The following is a 15168-nucleotide window of genomic DNA, read 5'->3' on the forward strand; positions in this document are numbered from 1 at the left end:
CCCGCGCCGGCACTCATCTTCCGGCGCTGTCTCTGCCTCTCTCAAGGATCGATCAATGCTCAAGGGACTGTTGCGTCCGGCAACCTGCGCCGCTGCGCTGTTCACGCTGATTTCCACCGCCCATGCCGACGACGGTCGGCATGTATTTACCGGCACGCTGGGCAAAACGCCCATCGTCGTTGAGTTGAACACGGAACAGCCGGACGAAGTGAGCGGCCGTTATTTCTACGAGAAGTATCACCGCGACCTGGCCCTCAGCGGTTGGCTGCAAGACGGCACGTTGAACCTCGTTGAAGGCGACAACCGCTACGGCGAAGACAAGCCGCTGCCGACCTTGAAGCTGGAAGAAACCGCCAATGGCTGGCAGGGCGAATGGCAAAGTCCGCAGGGCAAAAAACTGCCGGTGAAACTGGCCGAGGCCAGACTGCCTGCGCCGACCTCAACCACTTTGCCCTTCATTGCCTCGCTACCCAAAAGCTCGCCCTACGAGTATTTGCGCCTACAGGGCCTCAAGCTCAAACCCGTGAAGAAAGAAAATTTCATGGGCTATGACCTGCAATGGTGGACGGAGCCTGAGTCGAAAATTTCGCTGTTCAGTGTTGAATCGGGCCTGCCCAAAGATGACCTGCAACGGGTCAATCAGCAGTTGCTCGGGCGCCTCTGGAGTGAAGTCATCAGTTACCACTACTGCCAGTTGCAGGGTGGGGACAACGTCGAATTCATGCAGCAGGCCGAACCGAAGCTGATTTCGCCCGCGCTCGTCAGCCTGAATATTTCAACCAGCTACTACTGCGGGGGCGCGCATCCTGACTTCGGTGATTCGCCGCTCAATATTGATGTGAGCAGCGGGCATTCGCTGTCGCTGGAAGATGTGTTGTGGGTGGGCGAGGGCAAGCCATTGTTGCACGCCGATCGCGACAGCTTGGGCGATCAGCCATTGAGCTCCGCGCAAAGCAGTGCGCACTCAACCTATCAACGTGAAGTGCTTGCGCCGTGGCTGGTCAAACAACTCACTGCGCTGTATCCCGATGAAATGAAGAAGCCGGCAGAGGAGGATGAAAACAGCTGCGACTATACGGACGAAAGTATCTGGGGTTATCCATCCTGGCACTTCACCGCCAAAGGCGTGTACCTGGGCGCCTACTTTGCGCGCGTCGCACGCGCCTGTGATGCGCCCGAGTGGCCAGTGCTGCCGTACTCACTGATCAAACAACACCCCGGCGCCGTCAAACTGCAACTGCCCCAAGGCTAGCCGTCACGCCAGACCCGGCGCTTCACGAATGATGAAGTGATCCAGGTTCTCGATATTGGCATTGAAGACTTCGAAAGGCTTTTCGGGGTTCTTCTTGCCCGGCACCTGCTTCAACTCCGGCGTCACGCCATAGAAGAAACAGAACAATGCCTTGTCACTGTCGACCGCCTGCTTGATCTCTTCCAGAAACGCCTTGCGCTTGCGGTAGTTGTCGATCAACTTTTTGTTCAGATAAACGCTGACTGTGTAAGGCTTCTTCTTGCTGTCCTCAGGCTTCTTCCACCAGACCCTGTCCTCGAAATCGATACGAAAGCTGGCGCCGTCGTGGAAGTCCTCGATCTTCTTGATCCGGCCCCAGTAAATCAGCCCCTTGTTGTCCATCAAGAACTTGATCGGCTTGAAGAATGAACTGTACGGCGCCGTGTGTTCGCCGATCTTCAACGGCATGCGCTTGAGCAAATCTTTGTCGGCGAAGTTCGACACAAAACACTCCACCGGATGCGCAAACACACTGGTCTTGTCCGGCGCCGACTCACGACTCGCTGACTCTTTACCACCCACCGCCGCCACCCGCACCGGATCATCACGCAACACATCCGCCGCCACCGCCGGCGCGGCAGGCTTGCGCACATACTCACGCCGCGTCAGCAACAACTCTGATGGAAAATGCTCCTCCCGCCCGTCATCAGTCTCGCCGTCCGCCGTCTCAATACCAGACGCCGACGCCTTCAAGCTCACATATGGACAACCCGCCACATGCTGCGTAGTGGGCAGATTCTTGAAATGCGGCGTGCGCACGTAATTCACATTCTTGGCGTTGAACGTGCCCAACGCGTTGGAAGCCTCGAACGCCGAACGACAGGCATCGTTGGGGCACTGGAAGTGTTCTTTGGCGGAATCGAACGCCACCGTCTCGTCGAAATTGAGATCGCGAACGTCATAGATCGACAACTTGTCGTCGAGGCTGAGGCAGTAGGCGAGATCGAATTTCATGGTGGGGCTCGGATCCTTGAGTGGGGGAGGGTATTAATAGCGGGAGGCGGCGCGGGTTGCACTGACTCTTTTCAGGATGATGCAAAACCTGTAGGAGCCAGCCTGCTGGCGATTGGTGGGATCAACTCAATCGTTGATCCCGACAGCAACCTCGCATGACGGTGTAGGCGACTAAATTTTTAGTTTCCGTAGCTAGCGAGTTGGTAATCGTATTGAGGATCGTAGAAAGATTTTCCGGTTAGCGTTTCCAGTTGTGCTAGCTGCTGAAAATCAAGATCGTAACCGTAGAGTTCGTCTTCTGCGTCGTTCCATTTCATGATGACTCGCAGCTGCTCGATAGCCTCTGCCGAGATAGGCACTTCGAAAATCAGAGCTTCGGTGGATCGATCAAACGCATAAATTACGTGAGTCATGGTTCTATCCTTCTCTTTGGAGAGGCCGGTTTGTTCTGCTCACCGGTGTCAGAACCATCGTTTACACATTGCAGCTGAGCTGAAATTTATAAGCAGGGTTATAGATTTCTTTCCCCAGTAGTTTTTCCAGGGCTCCAAGCTGTTCGTGCGAGAGATCGTATCCCTCCCATCCTTGCTGTTCCACCGTCCATTCCATGATGGTTTTTATCGCCTGATCTGATCCACTTGGGAGTTCCTCTTCAAAAGCCAGGAAACCGCTTTCTTTATCAAATGCCTCGATTAGATAGATCATGGTTCTACTGTCCTCGTGCCGTCCGCTGGTTTGGTTTGCGCGCCAGTTGCTGGGTCATACTCACCGAGATGGCGACCTCGTTTGTCATACATCTCGACAGTACCGTGTTGTGAGTCCCACTCAAAAATCAGTCCCTTTCTGGTTTTCCATCGCTTTCTAAGCCCGCCGCCTCCTTTAACGGAAGTCTTACGATCTGCCTTGATCGCATCCTGGAACGCTGCAAGTCCGGGCGGTGCCGGATGATATTTGTGATCAGAAACACTCACCACAATATAAACCGGCCTTACCCCCGAACTCTCTGGAAACACCAGGATGAAATCCCTGTACTCCGGTGGGTAAACAGGATTCACAAGGATGTCGTTCGCCGCTTTCGTTGGCGGGTAAACCCAGATGTGCGGTGCCTGCGGGGCGGCTTCCAGAGCAGGAATGCCGAGAATGTCGGAACCGTCTACGGCGGGTGTCCAGATCAGCTCGACGCCTTCACCCAGATTGGCGACGTACTGGCTGTCGCGGGGTTCCAGTTTTACGACATCGACCATTTCCCAATCGCGATTCTTGCCGGTGTAGAAGGCATAACCTTTGAGATTGCCATCGGTTTGTTGCTCGATGCGCAGGCGAACACGGGTGCGGGCCTGCTTGAGGGCGCGCAATTGTTCCTCGGTGTAGAGAGCGCTGTCACCCAGGCTGGGCGTCCAGAGCAAAGCGACCATGCCGGTCATGAGTGCGGCACCAGTAGCGCCAATGGCGGCTCCAAGACCTATTGCTGGCGTGACGAGTGTCGGGCTGCGAAGGGCAAGGCGCCCAAGGCCGAATGAAACGGTATTGCCGCTGATGGTTTGCAGATTCCGCAGCCCGGCATCATCGGCCTCACGGGTACCGAGTAAAGCGAATTCGCCGTAATCCCTCAGGCTGTCGGTCGGTACCATCCCGGAGGGATTCGAGTAATCAATGATCGCGTCCGGCAGCTTGCAAGACTTCGCGAACACGCATCCGGCCCGAACCGCCTCGTCTTTTTTGACAGCGACCTGCCGGCTGCGCTCAAACGCATCCTGCCGAGCCAGCATGGCCTCGTAAGCGTTCTGCCTGGCTTCGCGCTCGGCCAGTTCGGTCGTGTTCATGAACCGGTAGGTGACGTGATGCCCGTCGCCTGAAGGTGGGTTCCTGACCCGGGGAATATCCTTTTTGCCAGCCACTGATCATCCTTTCGTTCATTTTTCGGTCGCACCGGAAAGAAGCCGGGCGACGTTAACGAAGGTGATGCATTGAGGCTGTAGGACGGGGCTTGGATGAGGTTAGGAGTTTTCGCTGTTTGATTTGGAGGTCAGTGCAGAGTATGTGGGGCGGTGGGCGTCGTCACTCTACTGGCGATTGTCAGCGTCAACTGGATTTCAATGCTCAACCCAGCATTGGAGGCAACCTTTTATTCTGTGGCGAGGGAGCTTGCTCCCGCTTGGCTGCGAAGCAGCCCCAAGCATTTTGCAGTACATAAAATCCGCTGCTTGAACCTCAAACAGCGGATCTTTAAACCATCAGCAACCGCGCAATAGTCGCGAAGCCTTACGCCACCAGGACTCCTGTTGATTGAACGAGTCCTCCGCCAGCAAACAAGGCATATCCCGCAACCGAATCCACGGCTCGTCCTGCCAGTGCAACGTACTCAGCGACATCTGCGGCCAACTCAAAACACTCAACGTCGGCCGCTCTACAGCTCGCGCCGGACGAGCATCACGTAACGCAGGCACAACCTGATGCGTCAGCCACTCACGAAGCTGCCGATGCTCAGGACAGTAGTGATAGATCAGCAGTGCATACGCACCGGATTCACTCACCATCATGTAGTCCTGAGCCTCGCCATAAGTCTCCACGCGCATCATCTGCTGCTGATCAGCGTCGAGTTTACGCAATTGGCGCTCATCAAGATGTTTGCCCATCAACCGGCCGAGCTCATGGACACAGAACCACGCCTGGTTCTCAACCAGAAGGGCGTGCAGGTGGGTTTTGTTTCGGGTGAAACGAGTAGGAAGAAGTGGTTCAGACATGGCATGCCTCCTGATCAAGAGGCACGGGATTCGAACGGCGGGTACAGCGATTCACCTTCATCATGAAGGTTTGATATCCAGGCATTTCCATTTACCTCTGGCTGCTTTCTTAGGGCATTCGTTAGGGTGTCGGGAGCTAAGAAACCCACCAGAGACGGGCCGGACATATTCCCCTTTCGGGTCTTGTATTCGCCCACTCCCGACATAACGGGATTTTTCGCAGGCGTAGAGAAACCGCAGACGAAAAAAAGCCGCATGACTGTCGGGTGCGGAGAACCGCTCTGGTTTGTAGAGTTTCTTAGGCTCACTGGGAGGTTAGTATTACGGAGCAGGAAGGTCAAGCCGTGTCGTATCTATGCAGTTACGGTGAATTTCGCTTTTCGAGGGAAGTGGATTTCCTAAATGGGTGTCCATAAATTATATTTGCCCGTCTGAGCCTGATATAAACAACCGTTCAACAAAAAAAACGGTAGCGGCGGAATTTATTTTTTATATTTTTTCGTAAAACAACAAGGAAAATTATGAAGATTCAAATAAAGAAGTTTAAAAAAATAGACGATGTTACGGTGGTTTTACAGCCTTTAAATGTTTTTATTGGGGCGAATAATTCTGGGAAGAGTAGTTTTATTCAAGGGGTCCAGTTTGCAGTGTCGGGCTGCCAGACTTTGAAATTAAAAGGGGGGATATGGACAGGTAAGGGTACCAAAACTCTGTCTTTGGACTCTGGAGAGTATCTTTACACGCCAACAAGTAATATCGAGTATTTATATCATGGCAAGCGTTTGATTGGTTCGAGGCGAAGAGAGGATCGAAGCTGGATTGAATTTATTTTGTCAAATGAGAAAACTTCCTCGCTTAAGATATCTAGAGGGAAAAATGGCGGATTTACTACAAGTTTAGAAGGGCGCGATTTTGGAGATCAGCTTAGTGATATTGATAACCCTTATTGTGTATACGTGCCAGGAATAGCGGGGGTGCCTACTCAGGAAAAGTATGAGGTAACAATAACTGTAAAGAAGTCTGCGACACGTGGTGATAGTAATAACTATCTTAGGAATATACTTTACTCGATCAGCAAGGATGATGCAAAATGGTGTGCCTTTAAAAAATCTGTAAATAGTATTTACAATAACGTTGATGTGGTTGCGCGGTTTGATGAAAATAAATCTGAATATATTCAAGTTGAAGTGGTTTGTGAGGATTTGGAGTTGCCTCTCGATTCCGTGGGAACAGGCCTTCTTCAAATTATTCAAATATTCGCTTATATTGAGTATTTTAATTCAAAAATCATACTCTTAGATGAGCCTGACTCACATGTGCATCCCACGAAACAAAAGTTGCTTGCTAATGAATTGGCACGAAGGTCAACAGAAAATCCTGAGTTGAGAGTGGTTTTTTCAACTCACTCTAGATATATTTTGGATGCTTTAGAGGATAAGGCGAATGTGGTGCATTTTCAAAACGGAAATGCCAGTTCAGGAGTGAAGGGTAGTAAGATTTTATTAGATATAGGCGCTGCCGATGCTGATTATTTGTTTGCAAAGAAAAGTCTTAAGTATATTATTGTTACTGAAGATAAAGTAGATGATATTGATGAAAAAAAACAATTTTTGAATAAGTTTGCTATCGCCAATGGGCTTGGCGAGGACGAGTTTGTGTTGCACTCTTATGAAGGGTGTTCAAAAGTTGATTTTGCAAAAATACTTCAGGGCTTTGTTAGAAAGCAGATTCCTTTAGTGAAGGTTATTGTCCATATTGATAGGGATCAACGAGTAGATTCTGATCGAGAGGCTTTAAGCTTGAAAGAAAGTTGTGAGAGTAAGGGGTTGTTGTTTTTTATGACAAAGTATCAAGAAATAGAATCCTATTTTTGCTCGCCGGCGCATATAAAAGAAGTATATTTGATTGATTTTGAGGTTGCCGAGAGAAAGTATAAGGAGTTTGTTGCTGCACTAGAGGGTGAAACTAAAAGGAAGCTTGCAAATTTCATTCTTAGAGATAGGCGAGAGTTAAGTCTTAATAAGGATGGAAATCAAGATATTGAGTTGGTAAATAAAACAGTTGATAAGTGGTATGAGCAATTTAAAGTTGAGCTAACTCCGGGCAAAGAGCTGCTTGGTAAGGTGAAGAAATTCGCGCAAGAAGAGTTAAGAGATGATCCGAATAAATTGTTAAGAGTGACGGAAGCACTTCGTTGTGAAATATTTATGAGGTTGTTACGTTAACTTTTTGTCTGTGATCTGAGTTGAGTGCTAATAGTCTGGGTTATTAAGGCGTGGCTCATCATGTCCGTGTGCTTGTTGAGTGTTAAACTTAGGCTTGGTAAATAAATAGTTAATTGTTTAAATGGTTTCTCTGACTCGCTAGAGAGAATTATCGCCAGTCAGAGAGTGTCCATTTTGTTTTCGAAAGAAAAGGTAAAGTCCGCAATTAAATGTCAGGGATAAATTTTTTGAAGTCATTCGGGAGCATGTTAGCTATGCCACTCCATCCTAAGGCTTCGATATCGTAGGTCAGACTGAGCTGATCCAAGACAGTCGATAGCCTTCTGGGTGAGCCACCGTCTTTACCACCGCTGCCTCGCTTAAGATTTGCTACTGAATCGTCGTAGTAAAGCTTTGTGAATAGCTCAATTATACCAGGGCTGTTTACAACTGATTTTCTAGACATCGCTTGCTCATACACTTCTCCGGTCTTATTTACTGGAATGTCCAGAACGCCTTTAAGGCGGTTTAAGTTGTCTCGGTGAGCTAAATAAGCTAACCAAATTGGAGCCATTTTTTGCCTGTAAAGTTTTCGCCAATTGCCAGGCATGTAAATCCAGAGCGCGTCTTCACCAATTTTCCCTTTATTAGTGATGAATTTTTCAGAAAATCGTAAAGTCAACCAACTCCAGAACCCTTGATCATGCTCCAAATTTGCTGGGTCTAGTGATGCTGCGCGAACCGCATTATCAATAGCCTCTGCCAATTTAAGTTTCGATTCGAATGCTGAAGCGCTGAAAATGTCTGCACGAATTGGTGCTCCGACTTCTATGGAGAAGGAAGAGCTTTCTAGTAGTTGAGCTGGGACCGAAAAGGTGGAAGTACTACGAGCTAACGCTAGCAAAGTCCGCATTTGTTCAATGCCTTCGGCATTGAAAGAGCGCATTTGTAATAGTTCCATATTTAGTCCTCATCACTCATAAAGTTAGCGAGACGGTTTCGCAACTTCTTTTCTTGGCAAAAACCAATTGTTGCTTTCTGTGCCCATTCGTCAATATCTAAATAATTTTCTGTATTAGGGAATGAAACTCCTGCCCAAGTGGCCCCCAAATTTAGCCAAGTACTGCAATCATTTTCCCCATCGTTGGAGCCGTCATCGTCATCGTCATTACTTGTCCCCAATTGTTCATGAACGAGATTCACCAAGATTGCCCTAATTACGCCAGGGAGGAACGCGAAGAGTATAGGACTTGACTTCAGTTCTTGTTTAGTCCCGAGACCACTATCTAGAATGAGAGTAGGGATTTCTCCCATTTCCAATTCCCAGACTCCTCCCGAGAGATCCTCCATCCTAATCGGCAGAAGTGAGCGGGTAGGTAACTGCAGTTCGCCTTCGTTATAAGCTTTAATTCCTTCAGCGGAAGCAAGGAGGCGGCAGGTTTTTGGTTCAACTACAAGTACACGAAACTGAAGGCCTTCAGAGTCACCCATAGAACTAATATCAAACTCTGAACCCCGCTTCCAGCTTGACAAGGCAACACCTGCGGTTCCCCACTCGTGCCGTAGACGTAGCGCTCTACCGCGTTCGGCCTCGATCACGACCAAGGCGTCTACTCTTAAATTATAGTTACCCAGCATCAGGTCCATGTTGCAGAATAGTCCGTCGTCACGTCGCTCGATTATCGCTCTGACGTCCTCTTTGTTAATTTTAGTACGCCCGGTAAAATTAAAACGACGGCTCATTCTGCAATCTCCTCATCATCCAAATACTCATCCACAGCTAGAGAGTTGACCTTCATTATCAGGTCTCGATGTAAATCTGCTGGTCGGAAGAGAATTTCGAATTCTGGGCTGGTAACCATAACAGTCAGCCGGCCGTGATCGCCGTCTATAATTTCTACATGTTCATTTAAATCTAGGTGGAACTCGCTTTTCTTATCTACCCCTTCTCTTGCTGCTCGAATTAAATCAAAGTCATATTTAGAATGGGAGTTGAAGGGGTTGCGGCCATGAATATCGTATGCGGCTTGTAGGGTTAGCCTATATCCTCCTGCATTTTCGAAACCGCTAGGATTTCCACGCAGATGAACCTCTTTTCCTACTTGTTGCAATTTCCAGCAACGTGAGGCAATCGGCGGTATTTCGGGGGTAATCGGTTTAATTACCTCCTTATCCCGACTAACCGCCTCCTTTTTCATTGTAGGCTTGGAAGGTGCATCATTCGCAGGAAGAGGAAGCAGTTCTGCTAACAAGCTATGGTCTGGCTTGCCTTGTTCGTTAGATAGTTTACCTACTAGCTTCTGAGCGCTATCACGCACGAAAGAAATCAGCCTGTTTCCCTCTCGGTAATGTTGTTCCCTGAATTTATCTCGGCTTGCCTTCCAATCTGTATGCGCAGGGCACTCAGACTTTCCAAGTGTTTCAGCAACTATATTTGCCGATGCGCAGATAAGCGCTATGTGATCTGGCGTCTTTTTACGAGTGGGATGGTTAGGAATAAGTAGTCCATCCCTGACAAATATTGGGTAGTGGCGTCCCGTTTTCTTTTTTAGAAGAACATCGAAATGACCGGTTTCGGGCGTGGCTTTCGTAGGTTGTATTATCATCGGAACCTTGAAGTGCACCACGTTCCCTTGATCAAGGGCTAACTCAATGTCCTGTGGCGGGATATCGGTGATGTAGTTGGACCAATCGTAATCCGGCACTGAAGAACCAGTGGTATGACTAACATTAGCCGTAATTGCCTCAAATTGCTCCATACCTAGCAGACTGCCCGCTAAATAGATTGAGTCCTGAAATTCATCATCGTCTGGAGCAGCGCTTTTTAGCTCGCTAAGACTATCTGCATCAAATTTAGCGAACTGATCTGTTCTGGAGTCGTTCAGCTCAATGATCAGATCCCCCGACAATATCGGGATAAAATACTCGCGCGCAATTACCGCTGCCAATCTATTAAACGTCAGGTAGTCTTCATAAATCCATGGAATGACTAAGCCTAAACCTGGTTCTTTTTCTCGGCGCAGGCCGAAATCATCCTTGAGACGATCTGTTATGGCGTTGTCGGAAAATGGTGTCTGGAGACCATTAATTTCTTCGCTAAACCAACCATCAGGAGTGTAGATTTTTCCCTCAACTTCATGATGACGAAGGATTGCTTGGCCCATAAGATGCAGGCCAGGCTCGGAGGCTCTACGTGTGATTGCAAAAAAAGACCGAACTCTACTGGAGCGGGGAATTACGATTTTGCCGACCCCCCAGCTACCGCGCTCACCTGGCCTTTTATTAGAAACACCTTCTGCGCGGAAAAAATGATAAAAATTGCCTCCTGTCTTTGGGTCGGCAGAGTCAATTTTACCCTCAAGCCCTTTTGTGTTGAAGTCTTCGATAGTGAGGTATGCACATTCCTCTGCTCCCCAATTTGGGAGATTATTGAGGCGAATCTCCTTTGCAGAAAAGTGAGCCTGAACTTGTTTGGGGAACCAGTATTTCGCCCTATCTGCTCTTAATTGGCCTAATGAAAAGACTATTTTTACGGGATGATCACCAATACGTGCATCAAGGGAGTTCTGCACTGTCTCGCGAATCAATGCGTGATCGATTCCGTCAATCGACTGATCTTGGAAAAACTCTTCTTGCATGGGATCACGGGCCTTAGCCCCCTGAGGCTTTTCCAAAAAGCTCCAATGCGGTTGATCGATCATTATGAATTCTCTCAATAGAAACGTCGGGAATCAGCGTTGCTTGATGGGGTTAGTGGGCTAGAGTTTAAAGTCGCCGCCGGAGGAGTTTTCTGAGTCAGAGAACCGCGCCTTGGCTTGATCTAGCTCCTTTTGCAGGGTTCTAAAGATCTTCTTAATGTCCTCTTCGGTAAAGCTGTAAGCACCTCTGTTGGAAAGGTTTCCTATCAGGCGAATGTCATTGAGTGCGCGATTCACGCGCTGCTCTGCAAGCCTCACAAATTTTTCTCTCTTTTCTGACACGGCGGCCTCTCAAATCCTACAAATAAATCGGCTTTTCCTACAACATTTGTTAAATATTTAGAAAATGTTGGTGGTTTCGTCAAGTTTTTTTTGTTTTTTTCGGGATTTTTCAGCGTTTAGAAGCTTTTTTTGGATGAAGGAAACTGCTCAAGCAATTGCGCAATGCCCTAGAGGACTTTGGAATAGAGATCGGGAAAACACAGGGGTACTCAGTTTTCCTAATGGCTGAACGACCCGCCTCTGAGCTATTTCCCTTAAAGCTCAGGCCAAGAGATGGATTTTTGATTACAATCTCTGATCGCATCCAAAATCCACAACATCTCGGCTTCTGGTCTGCGTATACCGCACTCCCATAGCTCGAAAACGCGCCATCCGGATGCCAGTAAGATCTCCTTGTTCTTGGCATCCCTAGCAACGTTCTGTTCAAGCTTTGTTCGCCAGAAATCTTCATTGGTTTTAGGAGTGGTTGCGTAATGACAGCCGAGGTGTCTATGCCAAAAACAACCATGAACAAAAATGCAGACCCGATAACGTGATAGCACTATATCGGGTCTTCCAGGTAGATTTCGTTGGTGCAACCGGTACCTAAAACCATGCCGATGCAGAATGCGTCTGACTTTTACCTCCGGGCGTGTATTGCTACCTCGGATGCCTGCCATCATGCGTGACCTGACTTCTTTGCTGACTATGTCCATGAACGACTCCCAGATAAATTTGAATCTCCTAGCTGATATGACCCCTGAGCCCGAAGGTTCTCTAACCGAGCCTATCCAAGTCGTAGATCTCTTTGCTGGCCCGGGAGGCCTTGGTGAGGGATTTACTTCTTGCAGTGATCGCTTTGAAATCGTCATTTCTGCTGAAAAAGACCCAAAAGCCTGGGAGACGCTACGGCTACGAGCGTTTTTTCGGCTGCTCCAAAAAAAGAGACCGGACCTGCTTTTTGAGTATTATGATTTTTGTAATGACCCCAATGCTGCTGGCACGTTTAAGCCGTCCGTCAATACAGAGTACCTTTGGGAAATGGCGGGGCAGGAGGCCCAATGCATCACTTTGGGAAGTGATCAGGGTAATTCCACTTTAGATGAAGTTCTAAAGGTTAGGTTGAACGAGAAACGTCCTTGGGTGCTGATCGGAGGGCCCCCATGTCAGGCCTACTCGATCGTAGGACGTGCAAGAAATCAGTCAAAAATCGATTATAAGGCTGAGAATGACCACCGACACTTTCTTTATAAGGAGTACCTGCGGATCATTCGAGAGAGGCAGCCCACAATGTTCGTCATGGAGAATGTGAAAGGCATCCTCTCATCTAAGGTCAACAATGAAAGGATATTCTCAAATATTCTGAAGGACCTTTCAGATCCGGGCCAGGCTCTACATTCAAATGGCGCGGGAAAGCAGTATCGTATTTATTCTCTAGTTACTGGGGGCTCCTTCGGTCCTGGTGAGGATGTGGAAAAAATTGATCCTAGATCTTTCATCATTAAAGCTGAGGATTACGGCATTCCCCAAGCAAGGCATCGTGTAATTCTCTTGGGTATTGCTACTGATAGTCTTCCGGTATCAAGTAATTTAGTGAAGCTCGCTTCTGAAGATAAAAAATACTCCAAAATATCAGTGGGTCAGGTGATAAAAAATCTACCTAGACTTCGCAGCGGACTTTCAAGAACTGAAGACAGCCAAAGCGGTTGGATTGATGTTGTGAAAGAAGAATTGCGTTATCTTCAAGGTCAGACGGATCCTGTCAATGTAGAGCTGTGGGCCGCACTTCAGGGTCTTTCTAAGTCTTTTGATATGGCGGATGCTCCATTGAACTTTGGAGGTAAAAGAGTTCGCAAAGATATATTGGCTGATGGGGCTACCGAAAGTCCGATTTTAGACGATTGGTATCTTGATGAAGATTTAGGGTATTGGTTGAATCATGAATGTCGTGGGCATATGCCTACAGATTTACGCAGATATTTATTCGCAGCAGTCTATGCTCAAATTCATGGTACTTCTCCCAAGGGGCATGAGGGATTCTTTCTAGATGGGTTGGCGCCCGATCACAAAAATTGGAAGACAGGAAAGTTTAGCGATCGATTTAGAGTGCAGACTGAGAATAGGTATGCCACTACTATTACAAGTCATATTTCCAAGGATGGGCACTATTTCATTCACTATGATCCAACTCAGTGTCGCAGTTTGTCCGTCAGAGAGGCCGCTCGGATCCAGACTTTTCCAGATAATTATTTTTTTCAAGGCAGCAGAACCGATCAATTTCACCAAGTTGGAAACGCAGTTCCCCCATTGCTGGCGTCTAAGATTTCGAAGGTGGTGTATGGCATTCTTTTTGATAAGGTGCGGGAATATGATGAGCGGCAAACAGAGAAAAATGAGTTACAGGCGTTTGCTCCTAATCTAGTTGAGTAATAGCTCTTGAGGAATAAAAAAAGCCCCGACTAGGTCGGGGCTTTTTATTTTCAAATGCCAGTCAGAAATTTGCGGCTAGATTGAGATATCAATCCCAGCTCAACGCCCCACCAGTCTGATACTCAATAACTCTCGTCTCAAAGAAATTCTTCTCTTTCTTCAAGTCCATAATCTCGCTCATCCAAGGGAACGGGTTAGTGGTCCCTGGATATTCCTCTTTAAGGCCGATCTGCGACAAACGACGGTTAGCGATGAACTTCAGGTAGTCCTCCATCATCGCCGCGTTCATGCCCAGTACGCCGCGAGGCATGGTGTCGCGTGCGTATTCGATCTCCAACTGCGTACCCTGCAGGATCATCTGGGTCGCTTCTTCCTTCATTTCGGCATCCCACAGGTGTGGGTTTTCGATTTTGATCTGGTTGATCACGTCGATGCCGAAGTTCAGGTGCATGGATTCGTCGCGCAGGATGTATTGGAACTGCTCGGCGACACCGGTCATTTTGTTGCGGCGGCCCATGGAGAGGATTTGGGTGAAGCCGCAGTAGAAGAAGATGCCTTCCAGCACGCAGTAGTAGGCGATCAGGTTGCGCAGCAGTTCTTTGTCGGTGTCCGGGGTGCCGGTTTCGAACTTCGGATCGGAGATCGAACGGGTGTATTTCAGGCCCCAGGCTGCTTTTTTCGCGACCGATGGGATCTCGTGGTACATGTTGAAGATCTCGCCTTCATCCATGGCCAGCGATTCGATGCAGTACTGGTAGGCGTGGGTGTGGATCGCTTCTTCGAAGGCCTGGCGCAGGATGTACTGGCGGCATTCCGGGTTGGTGATCAGGCGGTACACGGCCAGAACGAGGTTGTTGGCAACCAGGGAGTCGGCGGTGGAGAAGAAGCCGAGGTTGCGCATGACGATGCGGCGCTCGTCGTCGGTCAGGCCTTCCGGGTTTTTCCAGAGGGCGATGTCGGCGGTCATGTTGACTTCTTGCGGCATCCAGTGGTTTGCGCAACCGTCCAGGTACTTCTGCCAGGCCCAGTCGTACTTGAAGGGTACGAGTTGGTTGAGGTCGGCGCGGCAGTTGATCATGCGCTTTTCGTCAACGGCGACACGGGCGGAGGCGCCTTCGAGTTCGGCGAGGCCTTCGGCGACGTCGAGGGAGTTCAGTGCAGCCTTGGCGCGGGCCACGGCGGCCGAGTCGTCGGCGGTGACGGCGCGGGCTTCGAGCGCGGCGGCGCCGCCGGCGTTGTCGAGGCGGTCCATGTTGGCTTCAGTAGCGTGGCCGGCGTTGGCGCCTTTCACTGCTGCTACCTCACTGTCTTCTTTGTCGAATTCGTCCCAGCTCAGCATGACGTGTCGTCTCCTGCTTGAGGGCCTGTCGCCCCGTGTGAAACCTGATGGTTTGGTTTTTCACACGGTCGTACAGACCGCGTTGGATCTTAAGGAATCGTTTTTTGCAGCAGCTAAGGCAGGCAATAAAACAGAATTTTGTTCGGGGTTCCGAGAGCCTCTGACGGGCGCAGCTGGCGTTGAACGCTGCTGCGGGGCTTCAGATGGGCTGTTCATCCCTGTAAGGGAATATTGCTGTCCCGATTAG

At 49.1% G+C, this 15168-nt stretch carries 14 protein-coding genes; 3 read left to right on the forward strand and 11 right to left on the reverse strand.

Annotated features, from left to right (window positions below):
- The first annotated feature begins 55 nt into the window (after window positions 1-55).
- Window positions 56-1252: a hypothetical protein gene (locus tag AACY18_RS01610; RefSeq protein WP_339430897.1), complete on the forward strand. Its 1197-nt coding sequence runs from the start codon at window positions 56-58 to the stop codon at window positions 1250-1252.
- A 3-nt stretch (window positions 1253-1255) separates the two neighbouring features.
- On the opposite strand, the gene AACY18_RS01615 is transcribed toward AACY18_RS01610, so the two are convergent.
- From AACY18_RS01615 to AACY18_RS01635, 5 genes are all read right to left on the reverse strand, one after another.
- Window positions 1256-2245: a hypothetical protein gene (locus AACY18_RS01615; RefSeq protein ID WP_339464045.1), complete on the reverse strand. Its 990-nt coding sequence runs from the start codon at window positions 2243-2245 to the stop codon at window positions 1256-1258.
- A 179-nt stretch (window positions 2246-2424) separates the two neighbouring features.
- Window positions 2425-2658 carry a DUF7683 domain-containing protein gene (locus AACY18_RS01620; RefSeq protein WP_310868378.1) on the reverse strand — a complete coding sequence of 78 codons (234 nt, stop codon included), beginning with the start codon at window positions 2656-2658 and terminating at the stop codon, window positions 2425-2427.
- A gap of 61 nt (window positions 2659-2719) precedes the next feature.
- A complete protein-coding gene (locus tag AACY18_RS01625) occupies window positions 2720-2950 on the reverse strand; it encodes a DUF7683 domain-containing protein (RefSeq protein WP_100847617.1) in 231 nt (76 codons plus the stop codon).
- On the reverse strand, window positions 2947-4143 hold the full coding sequence (locus tag AACY18_RS01630) for a colicin E3/pyocin S6 family cytotoxin (RefSeq protein WP_339464049.1): 1197 nt from the start codon (window positions 4141-4143) through the stop codon (window positions 2947-2949). Before AACY18_RS01630 ends, AACY18_RS01625 begins: the two co-directional genes overlap by 4 nt.
- Before the next feature lie 336 nt (window positions 4144-4479).
- On the reverse strand, window positions 4480-4989 hold the full coding sequence (locus AACY18_RS01635; protein ID WP_339464051.1) for a BRO-N domain-containing protein: 510 nt from the start codon (window positions 4987-4989) through the stop codon (window positions 4480-4482).
- A gap of 521 nt (window positions 4990-5510) precedes the next feature.
- Between AACY18_RS01635 and AACY18_RS01640 the strand changes: the two genes are divergently transcribed.
- Entirely contained in the window at window positions 5511-7214 is a 1704-nt protein-coding gene (locus AACY18_RS01640; protein WP_339464053.1) for an ATP-dependent nuclease, read from the forward strand.
- A gap of 205 nt (window positions 7215-7419) precedes the next feature.
- Here the strand turns inward: AACY18_RS01640 and AACY18_RS01645 are convergent, their stop codons facing one another.
- The 5 genes from AACY18_RS01645 to AACY18_RS01665 all read right to left on the reverse strand — a co-directional run bounded on the left by AACY18_RS01645 (window position 7420) and on the right by AACY18_RS01665 (window position 11868).
- The gene (locus AACY18_RS01645; protein ID WP_339464054.1) at window positions 7420-8154 is read right to left on the reverse strand and encodes a hypothetical protein; all 735 of its coding nucleotides are present in this window, start codon (window positions 8152-8154) and stop codon (window positions 7420-7422) included.
- A gap of 2 nt (window positions 8155-8156) precedes the next feature.
- A complete protein-coding gene (locus AACY18_RS01650) occupies window positions 8157-8936 on the reverse strand; it encodes a hypothetical protein (RefSeq protein WP_339464055.1) in 780 nt (259 codons plus the stop codon).
- Window positions 8933-10894, reverse strand: a complete 1962-nt coding sequence (locus AACY18_RS01655) for a hypothetical protein (RefSeq protein ID WP_339464056.1) — start codon at window positions 10892-10894, stop codon at window positions 8933-8935. Before AACY18_RS01655 ends, AACY18_RS01650 begins: the two co-directional genes overlap by 4 nt.
- A gap of 57 nt (window positions 10895-10951) precedes the next feature.
- Window positions 10952-11173: a hypothetical protein gene (locus AACY18_RS01660; RefSeq protein WP_103485857.1), complete on the reverse strand. Its 222-nt coding sequence runs from the start codon at window positions 11171-11173 to the stop codon at window positions 10952-10954.
- 254 nt (window positions 11174-11427) lie between these two features.
- Window positions 11428-11868 (reverse strand): very short patch repair endonuclease, encoded by a 441-nt coding sequence (locus AACY18_RS01665; RefSeq protein ID WP_103485856.1) that lies wholly within the window; start codon window positions 11866-11868, stop codon window positions 11428-11430.
- Between AACY18_RS01665 and AACY18_RS01670 the strand changes: the two genes are divergently transcribed.
- Window positions 11834-13582, forward strand: a complete 1749-nt coding sequence (locus AACY18_RS01670; protein WP_339464057.1) for a DNA cytosine methyltransferase — start codon at window positions 11834-11836, stop codon at window positions 13580-13582. The genes AACY18_RS01665 and AACY18_RS01670 overlap by 35 nt on opposite strands.
- 88 nt (window positions 13583-13670) lie before the next feature.
- Here AACY18_RS01670 and AACY18_RS01675 read toward each other — a convergent pair whose 3' ends face one another.
- Window positions 13671-14921 carry a ribonucleotide-diphosphate reductase subunit beta gene (locus tag AACY18_RS01675; protein WP_047599662.1) on the reverse strand — a complete coding sequence of 417 codons (1251 nt, stop codon included), beginning with the start codon at window positions 14919-14921 and terminating at the stop codon, window positions 13671-13673.
- Between the last annotated feature and the right edge of the window lie 247 nt (window positions 14922-15168).

It is taken from the genome of Pseudomonas sp. EA_65y_Pfl2_P74, from assembly GCF_963970575.1.
GTDB classification, from domain to species: Bacteria; Pseudomonadota; Gammaproteobacteria; order Pseudomonadales; family Pseudomonadaceae; genus Aquipseudomonas; species Aquipseudomonas baetica_A.

Coding starts and splice junctions, on each gene's coding strand:
- AACY18_RS01645 (WP_339464054.1), bottom strand. CDS start 8,154: ATGGAACTATTACAAATGCGCTCTTTCAATGCCGAAGGCATTGAACAA.
- AACY18_RS01655 (WP_339464056.1), bottom strand. CDS start 10,894: ATGATCGATCAACCGCATTGGAGCTTTTTGGAAAAGCCTCAGGGGGCT.
- AACY18_RS01670 (WP_339464057.1), top strand. CDS start 11,834: ATGCGTGACCTGACTTCTTTGCTGACTATGTCCATGAACGACTCCCAG.
- AACY18_RS01675 (WP_047599662.1), bottom strand. CDS start 14,921: ATGCTGAGCTGGGACGAATTCGACAAAGAAGACAGTGAGGTAGCAGCA.
- AACY18_RS01615 (WP_339464045.1), bottom strand. CDS start 2,245: ATGAAATTCGATCTCGCCTACTGCCTCAGCCTCGACGACAAGTTGTCG.
- AACY18_RS01635 (WP_339464051.1), bottom strand. CDS start 4,989: ATGTCTGAACCACTTCTTCCTACTCGTTTCACCCGAAACAAAACCCAC.
- AACY18_RS01640 (WP_339464053.1), top strand. CDS start 5,511: ATGAAGATTCAAATAAAGAAGTTTAAAAAAATAGACGATGTTACGGTG.
- AACY18_RS01625 (WP_100847617.1), bottom strand. CDS start 2,950: ATGATCTATCTAATCGAGGCATTTGATAAAGAAAGCGGTTTCCTGGCT.
- AACY18_RS01650 (WP_339464055.1), bottom strand. CDS start 8,936: ATGAGCCGTCGTTTTAATTTTACCGGGCGTACTAAAATTAACAAAGAG.
- AACY18_RS01610 (WP_339430897.1), top strand. CDS start 56: ATGCTCAAGGGACTGTTGCGTCCGGCAACCTGCGCCGCTGCGCTGTTC.
- AACY18_RS01620 (WP_310868378.1), bottom strand. CDS start 2,658: ATGACTCACGTAATTTATGCGTTTGATCGATCCACCGAAGCTCTGATT.
- AACY18_RS01665 (WP_103485856.1), bottom strand. CDS start 11,868: ATGGACATAGTCAGCAAAGAAGTCAGGTCACGCATGATGGCAGGCATC.